Annotated in this window: 18 protein-coding genes; 10 read left to right on the top strand and 8 right to left on the bottom strand. The window is 44.5% G+C overall.

The features are described 5' to 3' along the window. Positions 1-130 precede the first annotated feature (130 nt). A complete protein-coding gene (locus A7985_RS21565) occupies positions 131-1,315 on the bottom strand; it encodes a DUF3103 family protein (RefSeq protein ID WP_065792516.1) in 1,185 nt (394 codons plus the stop codon). 609 nt (positions 1,316-1,924) lie between these two features. Beyond that, on the bottom strand, positions 1,925-2,305 hold the full coding sequence (locus A7985_RS21570) for a hypothetical protein (RefSeq protein WP_065792517.1): 381 nt from the start codon (positions 2,303-2,305) through the stop codon (positions 1,925-1,927). 188 nt (positions 2,306-2,493) lie between these two features. Here A7985_RS21570 and A7985_RS21575 point away from each other — a divergent pair, with 188 nt between their 5' ends. The 5 genes from A7985_RS21575 to A7985_RS21595 all read left to right on the top strand — a co-directional run bounded on the left by A7985_RS21575 (position 2,494) and on the right by A7985_RS21595 (position 6,889). Then, positions 2,494-3,201 (top strand): hypothetical protein, encoded by a 708-nt coding sequence (locus A7985_RS21575; protein ID WP_065792518.1) that lies wholly within the window; start codon positions 2,494-2,496, stop codon positions 3,199-3,201. A gap of 64 nt (positions 3,202-3,265) precedes the next feature. Next, on the top strand, positions 3,266-3,886 hold the full coding sequence (locus tag A7985_RS21580) for an endonuclease (protein ID WP_065792519.1): 621 nt from the start codon (positions 3,266-3,268) through the stop codon (positions 3,884-3,886). Between the two features lie 199 nt (positions 3,887-4,085). Then, entirely contained in the window at positions 4,086-5,708 is a 1,623-nt protein-coding gene (locus A7985_RS21585; protein WP_065792520.1) for a S41 family peptidase, read from the top strand. Continuing rightward, entirely contained in the window at positions 5,701-6,090 is a 390-nt protein-coding gene (locus A7985_RS21590; protein WP_065792521.1) for a hypothetical protein, read from the top strand. The genes A7985_RS21585 and A7985_RS21590 overlap by 8 nt, the downstream gene beginning before the upstream one ends. Before the next feature lie 112 nt (positions 6,091-6,202). Beyond that, positions 6,203-6,889 carry a 4'-phosphopantetheinyl transferase family protein gene (locus A7985_RS21595; RefSeq protein ID WP_065792522.1) on the top strand — a complete coding sequence of 229 codons (687 nt, stop codon included), beginning with the start codon at positions 6,203-6,205 and terminating at the stop codon, positions 6,887-6,889. Between the two features lie 47 nt (positions 6,890-6,936). On the opposite strand, the gene A7985_RS21600 is transcribed toward A7985_RS21595, so the two are convergent. Beyond that, entirely contained in the window at positions 6,937-9,306 is a 2,370-nt protein-coding gene (locus A7985_RS21600) for a TonB-dependent receptor (protein ID WP_065792523.1), read from the bottom strand. Between the two features lie 293 nt (positions 9,307-9,599). Then, positions 9,600-11,225, bottom strand: a complete 1,626-nt coding sequence (locus tag A7985_RS21605; protein WP_065792524.1) for a cyclic peptide export ABC transporter — start codon at positions 11,223-11,225, stop codon at positions 9,600-9,602. Between the two features lie 333 nt (positions 11,226-11,558). On the opposite strand from A7985_RS21605, the gene A7985_RS21610 reads away from it, so the two are divergent. From A7985_RS21610 to dhbA, 5 genes are read left to right on the top strand one after another with little or no spacing between them, the layout of a single operon-like run. Beyond that, positions 11,559-12,788 (top strand): isochorismate synthase, encoded by a 1,230-nt coding sequence (locus A7985_RS21610; RefSeq protein ID WP_247684831.1) that lies wholly within the window; start codon positions 11,559-11,561, stop codon positions 12,786-12,788. A 5-nt stretch (positions 12,789-12,793) separates the two neighbouring features. Next, positions 12,794-14,395 carry a (2,3-dihydroxybenzoyl)adenylate synthase gene (locus A7985_RS21615; RefSeq protein ID WP_065792525.1) on the top strand — a complete coding sequence of 534 codons (1,602 nt, stop codon included), beginning with the start codon at positions 12,794-12,796 and terminating at the stop codon, positions 14,393-14,395. Positions 14,396-14,403: 8 nt separating this feature from the next. Then, a complete protein-coding gene (locus tag A7985_RS21620) occupies positions 14,404-15,270 on the top strand; it encodes an isochorismatase family protein (protein ID WP_065792526.1) in 867 nt (288 codons plus the stop codon). After that, complete coding sequence (locus A7985_RS21625; RefSeq protein ID WP_065792527.1) at positions 15,270-16,583, top strand: condensation domain-containing protein; 1,314 nt, start codon at positions 15,270-15,272, stop codon at positions 16,581-16,583. Before A7985_RS21620 ends, A7985_RS21625 begins: the two co-directional genes overlap by 1 nt. Before the next feature lie 11 nt (positions 16,584-16,594). Beyond that, the gene (gene dhbA / locus A7985_RS21630; protein WP_065792528.1) at positions 16,595-17,359 is read left to right on the top strand and encodes a 2,3-dihydro-2,3-dihydroxybenzoate dehydrogenase; all 765 of its coding nucleotides are present in this window, start codon (positions 16,595-16,597) and stop codon (positions 17,357-17,359) included. A gap of 227 nt (positions 17,360-17,586) precedes the next feature. On the opposite strand, the gene A7985_RS21635 is transcribed toward dhbA, so the two are convergent. The 4 genes from A7985_RS21635 to A7985_RS21650 form a co-directional block, all read right to left on the bottom strand. Next, complete coding sequence (locus A7985_RS21635; RefSeq protein WP_065792529.1) at positions 17,587-19,674, bottom strand: TonB-dependent siderophore receptor; 2,088 nt, start codon at positions 19,672-19,674, stop codon at positions 17,587-17,589. A gap of 203 nt (positions 19,675-19,877) precedes the next feature. Next, positions 19,878-20,150 carry a hypothetical protein gene (locus A7985_RS21640; RefSeq protein ID WP_065792530.1) on the bottom strand — a complete coding sequence of 91 codons (273 nt, stop codon included), beginning with the start codon at positions 20,148-20,150 and terminating at the stop codon, positions 19,878-19,880. Continuing rightward, entirely contained in the window at positions 20,150-20,458 is a 309-nt protein-coding gene (locus tag A7985_RS21645) for a hypothetical protein (protein WP_065792531.1), read from the bottom strand. Before A7985_RS21645 ends, A7985_RS21640 begins: the two co-directional genes overlap by 1 nt. Further along, a complete protein-coding gene (locus A7985_RS21650) occupies positions 20,442-21,974 on the bottom strand; it encodes a PepSY-associated TM helix domain-containing protein (protein WP_065792532.1) in 1,533 nt (510 codons plus the stop codon). The genes A7985_RS21645 and A7985_RS21650 overlap by 17 nt, the downstream gene beginning before the upstream one ends. Positions 21,975-22,091: the final 117 nt, after the last annotated feature.

The raw sequence follows: 22,091 nt of genomic DNA on the forward strand, positions 1-22,091 counted from the left end.
CCTAATCCATTAGGCCGCGCAACATACTCAGCGCAGAGTCTACGTGAGTGTTTAATAAAGGTAAGCTAACCTTCTTCCTATCCTGTAAACCGTTTTGATCTTCCACCACCGCCGCGATTTACAAGTGTACTTACCTTGGCTCTATCGTTAAGGGAGATAAAGTCATTTTTGCGTTATTGCTCGCCCCCATTACATTATTGTATTGGCGGTTTTCAAATAACGTATAAAATACATCAACATAGTCATCATCATTAGTGAACCAGTGACTCGGCATTGCCTTGATTAACTCATTGGTTAGTTGCGGGATAATCGCATAACCTTGGACGTTCGGATCGGGGATCAACCTCATCACTTGCGTCACAATATTCAAGAACGTCGTTGCAAGCTCTTGATAGTTAGTATTGTCATCGTGCTCCATCAACAACACATCCGCCGCTTGCCAACGGTATCTCTCCCAGTGGATCAATATCTGGTTGGGTGTGTAGTCTTGTCCATCGTGGTCTAAATAAGGTAAATCCACAACATCTAATGCCGGTTCGTCACGAGTTGGATTTACCCCATTTACCACGGCATACACTTCCGCAGCACCAGATATCCACGGCTCTTTGTCGTCATTTAAGCGAATTCGGCTTATAACTGAAGTAGAGATAGGCGCAGCTTGTGGTTGCACAAACCCGAAAGACTGTGTATTGCTGTTGCCATCAACAAGTTCGCGATTTTGATTGAACACCTTGCGCATGACTTCAATGCCTTCGCGCTGTACAAGTTGTTTATCTAACTCTACAACCAAAACTGGTCGCTTAGGCATCTTGTGTGCGTCTAATAAATGTAGCTCACCATGTGCATCAAATGCTTCAACATGGACCCACTCGGTATCTTCACCACGCGGCGCAAATGCGATAAGTGGTACGTCACCACTTTGCCATTGCGATAACATTGATTCATCCGCTAATCGCAGCTGGTATACATTGTCTCCTTGCACAGAGAGTCCTTTTAGCTGACGTGTTTGTTCACTGGCTTGCGCGCTCAATTGCGCACTAGATGTTGGTAAACCCAACTCTGAAAAGCTCAATGTGTTTGCACTATTGAGGTGATTCAACCAAGCAGCTTGTTTGGTGCCTAACTCCAGAGCAACGGCCTTAGCCATAACTCTTTTGATGTCTGCAACCTGCATACTTTGTGAATTAAACCTGTCTATCGATTGTAACTCGCTCAAAACGGCGCGGTTGGCGCTCGAGAGTTGGTCAGCAATCGCTGCTGTACTGGTTATCATGATGGCTGAATTCAGCGCGGCAAACTTAAGTAACTTATTCATAACATTTCCTTGAAATAATCCGTGTGTTTTTTATTTACCCTAAGATAAACAACTATGTGTGCAACACCACGATAAAACAGCACAATAGATTTATCAAGATATTAATAACAGATTAACATGAAAAAATTCATAACGGACTTATCACAATGATATTTAAGGATTTATCAAGTAATTAAGTAAAAAACTGGATAATAAATTATCGCAATAATAAGGATTACAAAACTGTGTCAACCACAGTAAAGAGTAAATGAAAGAACTCATTCACTCCTTGATCATCAGTCACAAAAGAATATTAAACGAAATAAAAACAATAATTTATTTGATTTTTGATGGAAGGATATAAACTTTTATACGATGTACTGGAGAGGTAGGATTTTACATATTTCTCGGAAAACTTAACCACCTATTCAGTTATTTGAAACAATTAAGTTAACCTCAATATTTTACCTATTATAGGTTTTTAATTAAAAATAACGTGAACTAAAATCTTGTTCTTAAGTAAAAGCTCGAAAAACATTGGCCGATATGGCAGTGGAAATGTCAATGATTTACGCATTGCTGCCAAGCAGAATAATCAACACCAACAGCAATATTGCGTACGATGAAAAGCTATTTTTCTAGCGGGTAAAGTGTGATCTCAATACCTGCACCAATCGCCGATATGCGTAATAGGGTATCGACATCCAATGCCTGTGAATAGCACTTAGGCGCAGTCCCTGAGGTAAAGCCAATATCAAAGGTGCGCTTTTTACACCCAAGCCATTGCTTGAGCGCGGCTTTTGAACACGACTCAATTAACTCACAGAGGTGATTGATCGCTTTATTCGGACTGGTGACTTCAGCACTCGCTTCAATTCTAGCGAGCTCTCTATATTCATCTTTGTCATAGTGTAATACAACAGCATTGCGCTTTAGATCCTCAACCAAAGCGGAGATGTCGTGTTTAGACTCTAACTCTAAATCGACATTTAAAAATTGGATTTCTGACATTGCGAGTGCGTTACCTTGCTTTGTGATTGGACCTAAGCCCGCTAATTGTTTAAATTCTACTCAGTAAATTATCACATTCAGAGCGCAAGCTCCCCAGAAAGTCATACTTTTGGGTGCGACAATTTGTCACCTTGGATTTTACGTTAATTTCAATAAGCTATCAGCAATTTTGACTAAAAAATAGAGTAATGAACAAAACAGCCCTAAAACCAGCCAGAAAAATACACAAATACCTTGGCTATCTCCTTGCTCTGCAGATATTTGCTTGGCTCCTTGGTGGCTTTGTAATGAGCGCAATACCTTTAGACATGGTGCATGGAAAGCATCTAGCACAAAGGCACCTAGATAACCCTTTTCAATCCACAGATTACACCGCGAGTTTAGACGATTTAAAACTGCGTACCACTAATTTACAAAAAATCGAATTTACACACTTTCTTGAGCGACCCATCATCAAAACAACCGGCGACACTATTCGCTTCTTTGACGGGCAAAGTGGCATGCCATTAACCCCGCCCACAGAGTCGCAAATTCGTCAGCAAGCCCAAGCCCATTACTTGGGTAATGCGCAATTGGCCAGTATTGAGCAACTTCAGACAGGTCCCAGAGAAGTGCAATACCGCCACAACATATGGCGTGTTGTATATAGTGATTGGGTAAATACGACGATTTATTTGGATAGCGTGACAGGTCAAGTCATTACCGTCCGAAGCACACTATGGCGAATATTCGATTTTTTCTGGATGCTGCATATTATGGATTACGACGAGCGGGATGACTTTAACAACCCACTTTTGATTTCATTTTCAGCGACCAGTGTCCTGTTTTGTATCAGTGGTATGGTATTACTATTGCAATCACCGCCATGGCGACGTAGGCGCATTCAACGTAAATAATCACCCATAACGATTTATTTCGTTACTATGAGTACAGTCCTGAAGTCCACCATAGGTGAGAGGCATGCTCAAATTACTCCCGTTGGGTGTGATAGTGCTGTTGTTGACCACAGCATCCCACGCCCAATCTTTTAATAGCTTTTATAAAGCTAAGAAATATTTAACGCGTCACATACAACCACACGACACAACTTTATACTGCGGATGCGAGATTAAAAAGCTGGGCAAAAAGCTTATCCCAGACCCTGCAAGCTGCGGCTATCAACCAAGAAAACCCGTTACCCGCAATGGTAAGCCGAATGTGCGCGCAACCCGAATAGAATGGGAGCATATAGTGCCTGCTTGGGAGTTTGGCCACCAGCTACAGTGCTGGCAAAATGGCGGGCGAAAAAACTGTCGTAAGGTCAGTGCCAAATTTCGTCAAATGGAGGCCGACATCAATAACCTCGCGCCCGCAATCGGTGAGATCAATGCCGATCGCAGTAACTTTCGTTTCGGTTTACTCCCCCACGCCCCCTATCAACATGGTGCATGTGAAGTAAAAATTGATTTTAAGCAACGCGTCATTGAGCCACCACATTATGCGCGTAAACAAATTGCACAAGCTTATTTTTATATGCAAAAAACGTATGGCCTCAATCTCAGTAAACGCCAACAAAAGCTCTTTACTCTTTGGGCGAAGTAAAGCCCAACGAGCGAGTAAAATGAAAAAACTAATATCCACATAAAAACGGTACAAACTCACGGGGTTTTCATTGTAATCTTACATCACAGTTGATAGTTTGAGCCCATAATAAATATATTGGACACACATATTGAAAGCGCGTGCCGAATAACAAGGTCTTTATTAAAAGTGGCGCAGCATAAACAATTAGGAACGGGATATGAGACAAAAGAATAAGCTCTACCTTGCTATTGGGTTAGCAATGACAACGACCTTACTGGCGGGCTGCGGTGGCTCTTCAGGAGGCGGCTCGAATAACAGCAACCCTGTGGTAACGCCTCAACCACAAACCACACCACCCACATGGCAAGCTGGTCAGTTCCGCCCTTCAAGTGACTTTGCCAATTTATGTGAGACGCCTCGTTCGGGCATTGATCCATTTGAAAACACGCCCTATCCAGATGCTGCAGGCACGGCAATGCATGAAAAAATGTGGTTGCGCTCTTTTAGTGACGAAACTTACCTGTGGTACGATGAAATTATCGATAACGATCCTAACCAATTTTCGACTGTTGCAGCTTATTTTGCGCAGCTGAAAACGCCACTCAAAACGGCCAGTGGCCGCGATAAAGACGAGTTTCATTTTACTGAAAGCTATGAAGACTTTAAAAAGGAGTCTCAAGACGGCGTGTCTGCCAGCTTTGGGATCAATTGGACGATTCCACAGTCTCGTATGGCCTATGTTGCTTATGTGACCGCAAACTCGCCCGCTGCCGAAGCTGGCGTTGAGCGTGGTGATCGATTACTCAAAGTTGGTGATCTCGAGTTTGCGACATTTAACAATCAAGACTCTGCCCAATTTAATCAAATTATTAGTGCTTTCTCACCGGCCAAAGATCAAACTGTCGAGTTAACATTACTCGGTCAAGATGGTGAACAAAAACAACTTTCATTGACCGCCCTTGACCTCGAATTAGAACCTGTACGCAAAACCCAAGTGTTCGAATTTGAAGGTAAACAAGTGGGCTACATGCAATTTAACCAATTTATTGCCAGTGCTCAGCCAGGACTCATCAGTGGTTTCGCTCAGTTTAATAACCTCGATGAATTAGTACTCGACATGCGCTACAACGGCGGCGGATTAGTATTTCAAGCGTCACAAGTCGCTTATATGATTGCCGGAGATCAGCACAATAATCGCAACTTTTCCGTGAAAACTCACAACAATAAGCAAAGTGCCAAAAACGAACCGCTGGGCTTTGTTGACCAGTCTATCAATTGGACTACCTTGACCTATAATGACGACAAATTACCTGCCGCCAATATGCAGCGCGTTTACATGCTCACGACTAATGGCACAGCCTCTGCTAGTGAAAGCGTCATTAACGCACTGCGCGGCATTGATGTAGAGGTTGTTCTCATCGGAGCTAATACCCGCGGTAAACCATACGGTTTTGTGCCACAGCAAAACTGCGGTACGGTGTACTATACTATTCAAAACAAATCCGCGAACAATAAAGGATTTGGTGATTACGAAGACGGCTTTGTGATTACGCCTGCGCAGCAGTTAATTGGTGAAATAGGCCTCGATGCGAGAGTGCCTGGGTGCGAAATTGCAGATGACTTTAGCAAAGCACTTGGTGATCAGACGGAAGGCCTATTGGCAGGTGCGTTGCATCATATGTCGACCGGAAATTGCCCTGCGACGGTTGCGCGCGCGTCACGAGCTGCGACTGTGCAAGATGTTGCAAAACAAAATATCAATGACGACTTTGCCTTGCCCTATCATCCGTTTAAGCAAGGTGCTATCTATACACCAGTGAAAGAGTCCACAAATGACTAGATCATGGCTGACAGCTTTGGCAATTGCACTCTCTGTGAGTGCTTGCCATAGCTATGAGAAAGTTCAACCTGCACCAGCATTGTTGAGTGACCCCTCCCCTTCTGTCATTTCAGAGCTACAGCAAGCGATTGTTACCTTAAAAGGCGGCAAGCCACCAACACTTGCTCACGATGCACTTACCCATTCGCCCCAGCTGATAATCACAGCTGGGCACTCTAAATTGAAAGATAACCCAGCTATGATGACAGCTGAGCTTTCGCAATTGCCCATTAGTGCATTTGAGTTGCAAATAAGAGATGACTTATGTGTACTCTACTTTTCTCGGGCAGATAAGTTTGTACCGCTGCAGCATGCCAAGTGCATCCTGTATAAGCCCGACTAAATTCTTTCCTATTTGCCGCGCTAGGTGGCAAATAAGCTTTTGTAAATATTAGTAAACTTGCATATAAGTCGGGAATAGGACACACTACCTTGGCTTAGCCAAGGAGTTGTACATGCACATCACTGAACAGTCACCTTTTACACCTGTATTGCCTTTCTCTTTTCACTCCACAGCATTTGATGCTAGCCAATATCAGGATACAGATTTCGCGTTTTTTAACCAACCATTGCCCAACAAACTGCAACGCGCAGTGGCGAAGCGTAAAGCTGAATACTTAGCTGGTAGAGTATGCGCTGCAAACGCCATGGCTTCGCTGGGTATCACCAATTTTGAGCTTCGTAATGGGGAAAACCGCGCGCCCATTTGGCCTGAAAAAATCCGGGGTGCCATTACCCACAGTAAAGGAATCGCCATGGCAATGGTCACCGATGCCGAGCATGTTTTAGGCATCGGCATTGACATAGAGCACTATATGGCTGACAAGCAAGAGCTGGAGCTTCAAGGACAGATTCTAAGAGAAGATGAAAGCGAGGTGTTTGCGCAGCTTGGCCAGCGACATGAACGGCCACTTACACTGGTTTTTTCTGCCAAAGAAAGCATTTACAAGGCGCTCTACGGCCAAGTACAGAATTTTTTCGGATTCGATGCCGCACGTCTCGTAAGTTGCAGTGATAGCACGTTGCGTTTTGCACTCACCTCGTCGCTCCATGAAACGTTACCACAAGGTTTTGAAATCACGGTGTATTATCAGTGTGCAAACAATATGGTATTAACCGAATGCGTGCATATAAAGCAATAAATACACACAAAAAACGGTGCACAAGCACGTTTTTTATAGATAGACGACTAGAAGCTATACTCTAGCTGTAGTGCAACTTGCCTCTGCTGACCAAGTTCAACATAGTTCCAGCGGCGACTACCTTGTGAATTGGTGTACTCACGGTCAAGCAGGTTATCAACCGTTAAGAATACGCCCCAATCAGCCGGCTTATAGCCTACACGAGCGTTCACCACTGTGCGACCCGGAATTTCTGGATCGTCCAATACACGATCGCCATTTTCATCCACTGATTGATACACTGGCGCTGCAAACTGTTTTGCACCATCTTGGTAATTCACATTGATATTTGCCAACCAACCTGTGCCAGAGTCATAATCAACACCGAGGTTTGCGGTCCAGTTTGGACTCTTTGGAAATGCGCGGCCGACAAAGTCATCACCCGTTACCACTTGTGAACGATTAAATTCAAAGTCTGTGATCTCAGTTTTAGCATAACCTAAACCCGCAAATACCTTGGTCGTATCCGACCAAGCGTAATCAAGGCTGGTTTCAAAACCTTTAACCTCTGACTTACCCGCATTGACTACTTCTAGGTCAAAAAGATTGCCTGACAATTGCACACGTACCTGTTGGTCGCGCCAATCGATGTAGAATGCATTGGCATTAAGTACTAAGGTTTCATCAAGCCAGGTACTGCGCAAGCTTAGTTCATAGTTATGCGTATACTCTGGGTCATAAGTGTAAATCGTATTTTTGGTGGTGTTTACACCTAAGCCACCTGAACGGTAACCTTTTTGATAGCTCAAACTCACTGACATATCCTCGTCGATATGAAGCGTTGAACCAAGTTTAGGTAAAAAGGTCGTAAATGATTCTTCAGCTCTAGGCTGCACGCCTGATGCACGCTGCGCATTGGCTGCAATCAGCTGGTTAACACCCGTGATCAGCTGAACCATCAAAGGGTTTTGTGCAAAACCTTGTGGATCGGGTAATGTTGTCTCTGGTGCTAAGGTTTGACTTGCCACCGATGAGTTCGCACGTGTTTCTTTATCCCAACGCGCGCCACCAAACACTGACCATTGGTCATTAATTTGATAAACAAAATCACCAAAAATTGCTTGGTTTTCGACTTCTTCAATTGGGTTAGTTGCACCATTTACCATCACAGGGTCAGCACCGGCTGCACGATAAATACCAATTACTTGATCAGCCATCGCTTCTGCTGGTAACCCTAATTTTGTGAACTGGGCAATAAGTTGATCGCGGACGCCTGTTTCAGTAAAACCGTAGCTAATTTGCGAGTCCGTCCTCATGTTGCGATCATCATTCGCAACGAATGCTCCAAGTATACCGCTTAGCTTATCACCTGAATAAGTGAACTTAAGCTCATGGCCGCGGCGTTTGTCATCATTGGATTGCTGCCATACATCCGACTTGGCAATACCAAAGTCACTGTCATTTAAACGCGTATAATCGCTATCGCTATATGAACCCGTATAAGAAACCTGCCACTGTGCCGATAGATCATAATCTACATTCAATACCCAACGGGCTGAATCATTTTCAGTGTAGGCGTCGGTATTAATGAACAGGTATCTTTTATCAAATAAATCGGTTACTGGGTATTTTGCATCTGGCGACGTATTGGATTGGAATAACGTACCATTTTCGCTGCTGAAATTTGCGTAGCTTAAACGAGCCGTTAGCTCAGTCATTGCAGAGGGTGTATACGCTAAGTTAACACGAACAAAATCACTCTCTTTGTCATCCATGGTTTTATTCAGCACTGGGTTATAGATTTCACCGTCTTGCTGCTTGTGCTGCGCCGCCACGCGAAATGCCAACTCATCTTCTATTAAGCTGCCGCCAAATGCCACCGCGGCTTGCCGTTCACCATTTTGGCCGTAGATCACACGCGCTTTACCTGAAGAGGTATGCTCAGCTTCGCGCGTTTTTACAACCACAGCACCTGCCAACGCACTGCGCCCTTGTAATGTAGATTGAGGACCGCGCAGTACTTCAACTTGCTGTAAGTCCCACGTTGAGAATGCTCCCGCAGCAGTCATGTCTCCAGACAATGCTGCACCGTCAACATAAATTCGAGCTAGACCGCCGTTACCACCACCGGTAATGGTATATGAATCAATACCACGAATACGATAACCCGTGCTAGGGTCACCAGATACGTTCGGGGTACGCATTGTAATATCATAGAAGTCTTGAATATTCTCTTTTTCCATCGCTGCAGACGTGATGACAGCCACACTGGTGGGCGTTTCTTGCAAGCTTCTATCGATTTTCTGCCCGGTAACAACTATTTTTTCCAGCTCTTGTTGTTCATCACTTAGCGCAGCACCGCTGTGTACGCTCAGTGCCATAGCAACACCGCAATAAAGTGGAGAAAAACGACCTAGTCGACCTAATGATGCAGACACAGCATCCTCCTTAAACAATTAAATAAACAATGATAATCATTATCATTGTACCTTTTCTTTGCATAATCGAGGAAGTGTTTATTTTCTTTCCATTTATTTTTTATTCAAAATGTGAGTCAACTTTCAATTAAATTTACAAAAATATGATCTTTACAGGATTAAACAGCTAATTTTTGGGGAAAGTAATAAAGTAGTTGAGGCGTAGTGAAACTTACCGGGGAGATTTCGATTTTATGTCATGGTGGGACCATGCTAAGCACAGTCCATTGACCACCTTTTAAAAATAGGGTTATTTAGCCCGCTATTTTACTTGCAAGATGATTACTGCACTCAGTTAAACAACCATTTTCCATGCGCAGTAGCCTATCGGCAAGATGGAAATATTTATCATCATGCGTAATGACAAAGATGGTTTTGCCTTTAGCACTGAGCTCAGGTAATAACTCTTGATAGAATACATCCTTAAATACTGGGTCTTGATCTGCCGCCCACTCATCGAAGATATAAAAAGGCCTATCTTCTAAATACGTGACGACCAAAGCTAAACGTTTGCGCTGTCCTTGAGACAGTTTTTGGGTGGTAAACGCGCCATCTTTGATTGCCACTTTGTGATGCAAGTTGAGCTTTCTGATTAGTCCATTCCCCTTTTCTTGTAAAACTTTGTCTTGGCAATCAAGCAATCTATCAAAAAGATGAAAGTCGCTGAAAACTGCGCTGAATAGTTGTCGATAACCGTCTAATTGTGCAGCGCTAATAGGGTTACCATCAACATATAGCGCGCCTTCTTTAGCACGGTATAAGCCACATAACAGTTTCGCAAAGGTCGTTTTACCACTGCCATTGCCCCCAACAAGGTACACGATTTCTCCGCGATGTAAGGTCAAGTCAATCGGAGTAAGTGCGAAAACTTCATCACTTTGCTCATGATAGTAACCGTGACTCAGCGCTTTTAACTCAATCTTGTCGAAAGTTTCTAACTGAGTTTGAGGTGTTTGCGCAATCAAATGCATTTTTGACGTCATTTCCGTAATGGTATTAGCCGATGCTTTGGCCGCAGCAGCTTTTGGAATCGCAGCTAACATCACCTCTAGCGGAGTTAACATGTAAAGAAACAATAAGGCAAAGCCAGACATCACTTTAGTGGCGTCACTTCCTTGTCCAGATAGGAAATACAATGCGCCGCCAATGAACGCAAAAATACTGAACCCACCCCAAGATGCAGCGTAGTGATAAATCGTTGCCCCCTGCACGCGACGAGTACGCAATAATTTAATGGTGTCTCCAATCACTTGCTCAACAAAAATTCGACGCTTTGATTTGTGTAACTTCAGTTCCTTCGCACCGTCGTAAATAGAGTCGAACTGACTGTATAAAGTATCTTGAACGTGCGCAGCTTCGGTGACTTTTTTAAATGCCGTCGCATTAGCCAGACTATATCCAATTGAGCCTACTAACAGCGTTAACACGGCAAAGATAAATACGCGCCAATCTAACCAAGCCATATAAGCAAAGCTGCCCAGCACTATCATGGCATTCGTTAAAATCCCCGGTAAACGTTGGAAAAACTCCGACACCCGCAGGCTGTGTTCCGTCAAACACGACTTGATTTTGCCAGCGCCTTGCGCCTCCACATCATTGAACTCCGCATTGACGACGTGTTCAGCGACTTGATTTCGCACTGTGGCTTGGCTTTGCTCAGTCAGTTGTTCAGCAAAGATTTTTGAGCACAACTGTAAGATCACACCCGATACTGCCAGAATGGCAAAATAGGTAAATTGCTCTGAGCGCGCTTGCTCAGAACTATTGATAATTTCATTGATCAGCGCAACGAGCGCAACACTGACGAGGCCAAACAAGGTACTGGTGACGGCCGTTGCAATAAAACGCCACCATGTGGCGCGGATTAGATTAGCAAGCACGTTACTTCTCTTTTAAATAAGACTAGGACTAGATACAGGACGAGAGCTATGCAAAAAAATTCATAATCCACTGCGCTTTTATAGTAGGCGCACAATCAAGCCTTAAAATTGACCAAAATCTTTCCAGTAGAACGGCAATATCAATGCATTTAAACCGCTAATTTAAGTAATTTTTGGCCAACAAGGTTACCCCAAAGCATACACACCAATGTCTTATTTTTACTGCCCGTCACATAGTCAGAACAGAACAATCCTACACAGCACTAAATCTTTTTGTGATTGACACGTCTTGAACACACATTGAGGGCTGACCGCATTTATTACGGCAGTCGAATGACAACGCAAAAAGGTTACATTATGCATGCTGGCGAAATATCCAACTTAGCGCAAGCTCAGTCTTTGGGCGAATTTCTATTAGATCAAGATTGTCTTTTTGTATCAGGCAACACCTGCTTACTTGGTCATGGTATTAAACACCGCTTTAGTATTCCCATTGCTAATACTGAATATTTAGTTGAGGAACTTCAGTCTCAAATGCGTGTACACCAAGGTGAAAGCGACAACGCTATAGCCTTTGGAGTCTTGCCTTTTTGTAAACACCAGAATGCCCAGTTTATTATCCCCAAGACGGTAGCCCGTTGGGATAAAAGCGTATTTAGTCAGTGGTTAAATTCTCAAGTGTCAGAATCAGATGCCACCGGTAACCCTCTACAGGGGGTGACTTACCTGCAGGATAGAGCGCACTTCGAACAAACAGTTAAGGACGCAAAGTCACTATTTAGCAATGAACAACTTGAAAAAATCGTGCTGAGCAAACAAGTCGATTTAGAGTTTTCAAAACCGCTCAACCGCAAGCATGTGCTGAATCAGCTTTTACAGCAAAGCCAGTCTGGATATCACTTTGCATTTCCAACCCAAAGCGAGTCGGTATTGATGGGGGTAAGCCCTGAGTTATTGCTAAGAAAACAAGATCAAACTGTGATTAGCAATCCATTAGCTGGCTCGATCCCGCGCGATCCATGCGAAAAAGTCGAGGCTCAGCGCCGCTCGGTTCTATTCAGTTCGAAAAAAGATCGTTACGAGCATGCCGTGGTGATCGACGATATGCGTCAACTGCTTGAGCCCGTGTGCGATAACTTAGAGATCCCCGCAGAGCCAGATCTGCTCAGTACCGCTACGATGTGGCATTTATCCACTGTGATCTCAGGGCATTTAAAAGATCCTGAAACACATATCTTAGGATTGGCCAATCAATTACACCCGACACCTGCACTGTGCGGTAAACCTACAAAACCAGCCTATCAACATATTCTCGATTTAGAGGGCCATGATCGCGGGTTGTTTTCAGGGATCATCGGCTGGTGCGATCAGCATGGTAACGGAGAGTGGGTCGTGGTGATCCGCTGTGGCGAATTAAAAGCACAAGTCGCACGCCTGTTTGCAGGTGCAGGTATCGTCGCCGCGTCTGATCCAAGTTCTGAATGGCTAGAAACCGAAGCCAAACTTAAAACGATGCTGAATGCCCTCTCGGTACAGCAAGCCTATTCCAGTTTTAACAAGTAAAATATATGAGCATCGAATACACACCTTGGCCAGCCGAGCTGGCCACACAATACCGCGCCAAAGGTTATTGGCAAGATAAACCGCTAACCACTATCCTGTCTGATCAATTAGGCAATAATAGTCAGGGTATTGCCGTTGCGGATGGCCAACGTCAAATAACCTATGCAGAGCTCAATAGCTACAGTGATAACCTCGCAGGTTATTTACAAGTACAAGGCTTACAATCTGGCGATACAGCCATTGTTCAACTACCTAACAGCATTGAATTTTACATTACCTATTTTGCCCTGATTAAATTAGGGGTTGCTCCTGTATGCGCGCTGTTTAATCATCAGCGTACAGAGTTGCAAAGTTACTGCGAGATCTTGCAGCCCAAAGCGATGATCGTTTCTTCGGCTCACGCATTGTTCAATGATGAGCAATTTACGAATGAGTTGTTCAATCGTTTTTCGTGTCTAAGCAAGATCATCACCGATCACAGCAAAGGCAATAGCGAACTCAAACAAGGTTACCTGCACAAACATGCTTTCTGTAGCGCTGATCTCAATCCCGAAGATGTGGCTTTTTTCCAGTTATCGGGCGGCAGCACAGGCACACCTAAACTGATCCCTCGCACGCATAATGATTACCTCTATTCCGTTGTGGCAAGTAAAGAGATCTGCGAGCTTAATGGTGATACACGCTACCTTTGTGCACTGCCTGCCCCCCATAACTTCCCGCTAAGTTCTCCAGGCGCGCTAGGTGTGTTCATCGCTGGAGGCACGGTGATCTTAGCCAATGATCCGAGCCCCACAGTGTGTTTCCCCCTGATTGAACGATTTGCGATTACACACACGGCTTTGGTCCCACCTGCTTTACAACTGTGGCTTCAGCATGCCAGTGCTTCTGATACCGATCTCACCAGTTTACAAGTGATCCAAGTGGGTGGCGCGAAACTTAGCCGCAGTGTTGCCGAGCAAGTTACACCTGTGCTTGGCTGCCAACTGCAACAGGTATTTGGAATGGCCGAAGGTCTGGTCAACTACACCCGATATGATGACGATCAGGAGTTGATCCTCACGACCCAAGGTCGCCCGATCAGTGACCTTGACGAGATAAAGATCGTGGATGAGAACGGACAGCCAGTGCCACAGGGCGAGTCAGGCCGCTTGATGACGCGTGGTCCATACACATTCAGAGGCTACTACAAATCCCCTACGCACAATGCCAGTGCGTTTGACGAGGAAGGCTTTTACAGCTCTGGAGACATCGTCAAGCAGCTGCCATCAGGCCATTTAATCGTGGAAGGCCGCGATAAAGATCAAATTAATCGTGGCGGCGAAAAGATCGCTGCTGAAGAGGTAGAAAACCACTTACTAGGCCACGATCACATTCAGCAAGTTGCGATTGTATCCATGCCAGACGAGGCGCTTGGAGAAAAAAGCTGTGCTTTTGTCGTCGCTGATCAAGACGTTAAGCTCACCACACTGATCTTACGTAAATACCTTAGACAACTCGGTATCGCCGACTACAAAGTGCCTGACAAATTCAAATTTGTAGACCAACTACCGTTAACAGCCGTGGGTAAAGTGAATAAAAAAGCCCTGCGTGCCACTTTCGAACAATAGAGAACAACATGAGCATTCCAAAGTTAAACCATTACCCGCTGCCACGTGACGCTGAATTGCCACAAAACCGTGTTGATTGGGATTTAGATCCCTCGCGCGCAGCACTGTTGATCCATGATGTACAACACTACTTTGTTGGCTTCTATGGCGAAGACAATCCGTTGATAGAGACCATGATCCAGAATATTCAAGGACTCAAAGCATACTGTTATGAGCACAATATTCCGGTGTATTACACGGCTCAGCCAATCAAACAGGGTAAACACGAGCGCGGTTTACTATCGGATATGTGGGGACCTGGCCTGCAAGATCCGACACAGCAACCGATTGTCGACGCACTTGCGCCAACCGACAAAGATGTGGTGCTGACAAAATGGCGTTATAGCGCCTTTCAAAAATGTGATTTTGAGCAACAATTGCGAGATAAACAACGCGATCAGTTGTTAATTGTTGGGATCTATGGCCATATCGGTGTCATGACCACAGCCGTTGATGCATTCATGCGTGACATAGAACCATTTTTAGTGGCCGACGCGATCGCCGATTTTAGCAAAGAAGAACATATGATGGCGCTTAACTTTGTCGCAAAGCGCTGCGGTAAAGTGGTGTCTATGTCTGAAATCTTAGGCACTCAAAGTCAGGATCTCACGTCTCTTGATGGGCTTAAAGCACATATTCTCACTTTGATCGATTGTGAAGAAGATGAGTTTGACGAGCACGAAAGTCTGATCGATTACGGCTTAGATTCAGTGCAAGTGATGAATTTAATTTCGTTGTGGCAACAGCAAGGGATCGAAACCAACTTTATTGAATTAGCACAGATCCCAACGTTAGCTGCTTGGGTAGAACTGTTAGAAGAGCGTAAGGAAGACTAATGGATCACCCTCTATCGCTTACTGATTCGCAGCATGCTATGTGGCTGCTCGATACCATCAGTGGTCGAGGTGAGTTATTCAATGTCGCAGAGTGCCTAGAGTTTAAAGGTAAGATCTCGGCTAATTGGCTACAGCAGTCATTGCATCATGTTTGGCAGGCAAGCGACACGCTTGCTTGTCGCTTTATACGCAGTGAAGACTACACGCCAAAATTGCTCCCCAATGACACTGTGCCAGAAATCATCAGTCAGGATCTAGATAGCGATCCAGAAGATATTTTGGCCTTCGCACAAAACTTTGCCAAGCCATATTTAGCAACGCCTTTTGACCTTAACCAAGAAGCGTTGATGAAATTGTTTTTGCTGCGCGCCCCTGAGCAAGACTACTTAGTCATAGTAGCGCACCACCTGCTCCTTGATGGGTATGGCTTTGGCTTATTTTCGCAGTCGCTCAATCGCTGTTACAACGCGCTCAGCAAAGGAAAGCCCTTGCCGAAGCTGCGTTTTACTCAACAGCAACAGTTGCTTGACTTGCACAACAGTGAAACCTATTTGGCACAGCAACAGCAAGCTAAAAAAGTACTTAACCAGTGGCTTGATGCGACTCCCACGGTCAATACTTTTAGCGACTCTAAAGCCGATGTGTCAGAACCCAATAAGCGTCTGACTACAACCTTTGAGCAATCGGTTTGGCATACCATTCAATCCGCAGCACAAGTTGCCAATACCACCAGCAGTGAAATCCTACTGGCTGCGATTGCGGCTTCTTTGGTGGCCCAGCACGAGCAATACCACGTGACATTAGGGCTGGTGATGATGAATCGTCAAGCCATACCTGAGCTGAGCTGCCCCTGTGTGCAGAGCAACGTGTTACCTCTGCCTTTGAACTTCGATGAAAACATCAATTTGAGTGCCGCTGCTGCGCTGATAAATCAACAGATTAAAGCACTAAAAAAAGTACAGAGTTACCGTGTTGAGTCACTCAAAAGAGACAGACAAAAACAGGGAAGATCACTGAGCATCCTTGGTCCGACAGTGAATTTGCTGCCTTTCGCCAGTGCCCCAAAATACGCAGGGGTAGAAACAAACAGCCACATTCTCAGTGCCGGCACTACCGACGACATCATGTTGCAAATTCATCTCTTGGCAGATACGCCAGCCACGATCGATTTTGACAGCAACACGGCGCGATATTCAGACGCGGACACATTATCGATTCAAACGCGCATATTTGCTGCGGCAGAAATTTGGGCCACGCAGCCTAAACTGACACTCAGTCAAGTCTCAACATTACTTCGACAAAAGTTTCTCTAAGGAGTAAATTGATGCAGCTTGAACAAACTTTAAAACAAGAATATCAAGACAAAATTGTCTGGGTCACCGGTGTAGGCCAAGGTATCGGCCTTGCCGTTGCAAAACACTTTACAGCCCTTGGCGCAAAAGTCATTGGTTTTGACCGCCAATTTAGCGAGCCCGACGTGCTGTATAAACCGGTAGTGTGCGATCTTTCACAACCACAGCAAGTAGAGCAATTAGTGGCAGAGCTCATTGACCAACAACTGGCACCTTATAATTTAATCTATGTTGCTGGCGTGCTCGAAATGGGCGCGCTCGAAGAGTTGGACCTCGCACAATGGCAACACTGTCACAATGTCAATGCAGCCAGCCTATTCACCTTTATCAAACATTGTGGCACACATTTCAAGCAACAGCGTGTTGGTAGTCTAGTGACCATTGGCTCCAATGCCGCAGATACGCCAAGGCAACAAATGGCGGCCTACTGCGCCTCTAAAGCCGCAGCAACGCAGCTTACGCTGACCGCTGGTATTGAGTGGGCCAACTTTGGCGTGCGCTGTAACGTGATTGCGCCGGGGTCGACGCTGACACCAATGCAAACCGGCATGTGGCAGGACGATCAAGGGGCTCAGCGTGTCATCAATGGGTTTGCTGAGCAGTATAAACTGGGTATTCCTTTGCAAAAAATCGCAACGCCTGAAGAAATAGCCAACAGCGCGGTATTCATTGCATCTAACCTTTCTTCCCATACCACCATGCAAGTGTTAACCATTGATGGTGGCGCCACGTTTTAATCACCGGTGATGGTGAACCAATTTGACCACACACCAAAGCCACCTCTCCTTAGCGGGTGGCTTTTATCATGCTCACTTCATATAGAAATGACCCCAAATAACTGACTGATGCGCTCTTAAAATGCATCTTACCGTGCCCACAAAAAAGCCCCACTTGCGTGAGGCTTTGTGCTGCGAATATACACTACTAAGCGCCCAATCTTAAACGAGGCACTTATATCGCGTATTTAGAATGAGTATGTCAACTGAAGTGAATAGTTGCGTGGGTCACCTGGACGAACCGAAATAAAGGCAATTTTCGCATCGTATTCTTTGTCAAATAGGTTATGTACATTGAATTTAGCACTCAATGAATCATTGAACTCATAATATGCAGAGAAGCCAGCTAGAACATGTGAATCTACAGGGACGTATTCATAAGGACCTAAACCAATAAAGCCCTCACGCTCACCTGCGTAGTTAATGTAACCACCGACTCTCAGCTTATCAAACTCATAGAAAGTACTAAAGCTAGCTATTTTGTCAGGTACGACACGTGACACCCTGCCTGCAATTTCATTCGGATTGGTCACCTCAGTATCAGAGAATGACAGTGACGCAAACCACTGTTCAGTGAAATAACCTGATACCTCAACTTCATAGCCTTTGGATTCAATACCACTTTGACCAATGTAGTACACATTGCCATCAGAGTGCTTACCTGCAACTACGCCATAGTTTTCTTGGGTAATGTTGAAATAGGCTAAGTCCAAGCTTAAAGTATTTTCACGGTTAGAATATCTGAAACCGATTTCTTGGTTTTCGCCTCTGAGCGGATCTAATAACCCACCCGCTTTATTATATTGCTGAGGTTGGTCAAAAATATCGGTATAGCTCGCGTAAACAACGGCTTGTTCGTTGATCTTATATACACCGCCATAGTACAAACTTGTATCTGAGAATGTTTCGTCAGTAATTGTACCGTTATTAACACTATATGAGTCAATGTCTTTGCGGTTTGCACCCAACAGCACGTTAAAGTTATCTAACAATTGAAGATTAAGTGCAAAACGTGCGCTTTGCGAGCCAATCTCTGCACTGCGTGCTTGCGGCTGTTTATAATTATATTTGGGCTTTTCTGGTTTTGACGCTGGCGATCCAGTTCTGTGTTCAGCGGCTAAATTACCAGTCACTCTTGAAAGCGGTCTATACGTATTACCCAATTCTTCAAATTTAGTATCCGCTAGGGTGACATTAACTGTGTGCGTTTGACCTAACAATTCAAACTGACCATTTACGCCAAGCTCTCCACGATTCGTTTTAAAGTCAGAATCCGTTTCGTAAGTAAACAAGGCATAATCGCCGTTCGGCGCAGGGTGCCAGTCAAGACCCGCATATACTTTTTCTTCATCAAGATTAGAATAGTGTAACTTAGCCACCACAGACCAATCTTCATTTACCTCATAGCGCATTTCACCCGTTAAGTTCTCTTGAGCTGAGTCTTGAGTGCCCCAATCTGGGTAAATATTGGCTTCAATTCCAATATCAATCGGTTCATTATTAGAGAAGTGCAGTGGTAGACCATCAGATTTAGCACCTTGACCATCATCTTGGTAACTTGCAAAAACAGAAACCTGTAAAGCATTTGTGATGTCTGCACTTAGCGTTGTATAAAACATTTTACGATCGGTATTGTAGCGATCGACAAATGAATCTGAGCTCTCTAGCACCATAACAGTACGCGCTCGCACTGAGCCAGAGTCAGTTAATGTGGTATTGAAGTCGGCCTCACCACGCATCTTGTTCCATGAACCATACTCTGCGGTGACATAACCACCAGTGCCATTATATGCACGTTTTTGAACTAGGTTAACAGTACCAGAAGGCTGGCCAACTTCTTGTAGCATGCCCGTTGAACCACGGATCACTTCCACTGTTTCGAATATGCTTGTATCTAACAAAGTAGCTTGCAGTGGACGCGCAGCCGTGCCCATACCATCGATCAAGAAGCGGTTCATTTCGAAACCACGTGCAAAGACAAAACGCTCGCGACTGTCTAATGATGTTTCTGAGTACACACCAGCACTGTGAGTCAGCGCGTCACCAATAGAATTAATATCATGAAAATCCATGAACTCACGATCAATTACAGAGATCGATTGCGGCGTATCGCCGATTGCAAGTGGCAGTCCCGTTGCCCCTACATCGCGGTGGTGTTTGCCAACCACCTCAATTCGTTCCATATCTAATTTAGCATCGTCTGCTAATACTACTGAAGAACTACCTGCTAGTAGTCCAATACACACCGCTTTTGCAATCATAGAATATTGCTTCATACGCCGTTTGACTCCCTTATCCTAGTCGAGATAAAAAATGCTGATTTACTCAAGGGCAGACGAAGCAATACATTAAAAATTTAGCGAGTTTGTATCATTTGTTGTGACAAAAATAAAAATCAAATAATAGGTGCATAAATATCAATTATTTACAGTTAAAAAATATTTATGATTATATTTATACAGCTGATATTTCTCATAATTTAGCGCACGATGCTTATACAGAATAACAAAATAAATAACCCGGCCATCGGGGTTAAATACTTTGCCGCGAGTATACATAAAGCTCGATAATTGGCCTGTATCGAGAAGTGAAATGCCACGCCTGCAATCACAGCAATACTCATCAGTTCAGTGACTGTGATCACGGCGTGAAAGTTCCAGCCAAATAAATCTAAGCTCAGCCATATCCCACCGCGCACGAGTAGCCAACCAACAAACAGCCCGAGTATGACCCCAACATTTAATACCCGCATCACAGTACTCCACCAAAAGCCGCTAAAATCAGCAATATCAGTATTGGGGTCGTTCCGCGGTGATGGCCCATCATCACGACCAATGGTAAGCCGATACTCAGCGCGAATAACACCAAAAATAGAGCAGCTACCAAGCCTAATTGAATGTAATAAAAAACACTTAGTGCAAAGACGCTCACTGCCAACATGCGCGATGGCGTCATATATTCAGAAAGCAGCACTATGCCGGCAAGTTTGCGATGAGGCCAGTATTTTGAACACGCAAATAGCACTAGCCCAACTAACAAAAAACTAAGCAAGGCGATCATTAGCTGGCTCCAAGTCAATAGTGCGCTTTTTTACTTTGTCTGTGACGCGCACGACAATGGTTGCTAATCCAAAACTCAACCCAGACAAAGCGATAAATGCGATATTCGCAGTGAGCAGATCTTTACCAACAAAGCTATAAATCTCATGCCCTAAGAGCAGGTGTATCACATCAGTACAAGGCAAAATTAAAAACAACACACCCGCAATCTGTAATACCATATGGGCAGACTCTTTTGCTTGCTTAAAGTAACACGTCAATAAACCACAACCGAGCAAGCTGACAATCACAATCAGTTGATTTGCCAACACAGTTAATGGCACTCCCTGACTAAATAGTCGAGTACAAACCAAGAGTAATGCAATTGCTAATAATGCACCGCAAGTGCCCGCTTCTAGGCATGCGCGCTGTAATCGAAATAAGACTTGCCCAGCGCGTTTGGGTTCTCTAATGGCCAACCAGTACAAATTGCCTATTAACATGGCTGCAATCGCCATCAGAGACAGGATGAAATACAATAGATGTGAAGACTTGCCGAGTAAATGCCCTTCATGTAGCTGGATCATGATGTTATAAACATCATTCACAGGCGTGCGCTGTGGCTCATAAAGCAAGTTACCATGCACATCATAAAAAGCGGTGACAAACTCAAAACTGCGATCAGACTCGCCACTCACGCGCAAACGTATCCAAGGCCCCGGGTAAATATCAAAGCGTGCAATCCGCATGTCAGGATACGCCTGTTGATAATCAGAGATCACTTGATTGATACGCTCCGCGCTGAGCTTAGCATCCATATCATAATTGTCCGGCTTGCGAGGAAAACCCAACTCATCCCAGTAATTTTCACCACTTTTCTCAGCATATTTATGATATATCGGCGCATTTATCTCATAGCCTACATTGAAATAAGCACTGCTCCATCCATACATCAACATAAATAACAGCACACCCAAGCCCAATAACACGTGACTATCTTTAAACACATCCCGAGATTTGCCATTGGCGCGATATTGGTGAAACTTCTTCACCAAGTCACGCCAACGGATCCAAATGCCACTAACGGTGACCATAATCAAGAAAATACAGGCTAACGCTATGATATCGGTACCGATATGTGTCATAAAATTAATATGCCAGAAGTACAGGAAATCGGCAGCTGCTTGCTGCTGCGCACTGTCTTGGCCAAAAAGCTGTTGCGTTTGATTGTTATAGAGCAAGCGATCGTCGTGGCCGACGTAAATTTGAAATAAATGATTGTGCTGGGGGTCTGTTGTTAAAGTAATGCGCTGCTCAGCAAAATGAGGGATTTTTTCCACCATGTCTGTCACTGCGCTTTGCCAAGACATCTCACGCTCAACGTGCTGGTCTTGATACCATGCAAACTGCCAGTTTAATAGCTGCCCTCGGAAAAAAAGCAGGCTCCCACAGATAAAAACAATCGTAAGAATACAGGCGCTTATCGCGCCTAAAACGGAATGCTGTTTGGTTAATCTGGTCAGTGTTTTTTTATCCATAAACTCCCTCCTGTTTATTTCAGACTGTCTAATTACAATCAGTTTTTGACAGCCAAAACGACACCATTTGGCAGGACGAGAAGTATTGAGGAAAATTTAGAAAAATTAGATAAACAG

Source organism: Pseudoalteromonas luteoviolacea, assembly GCF_001696455.1.
Taxonomy (GTDB): Bacteria; Pseudomonadota; Gammaproteobacteria; order Enterobacterales; family Alteromonadaceae; genus Pseudoalteromonas; species Pseudoalteromonas luteoviolacea_C.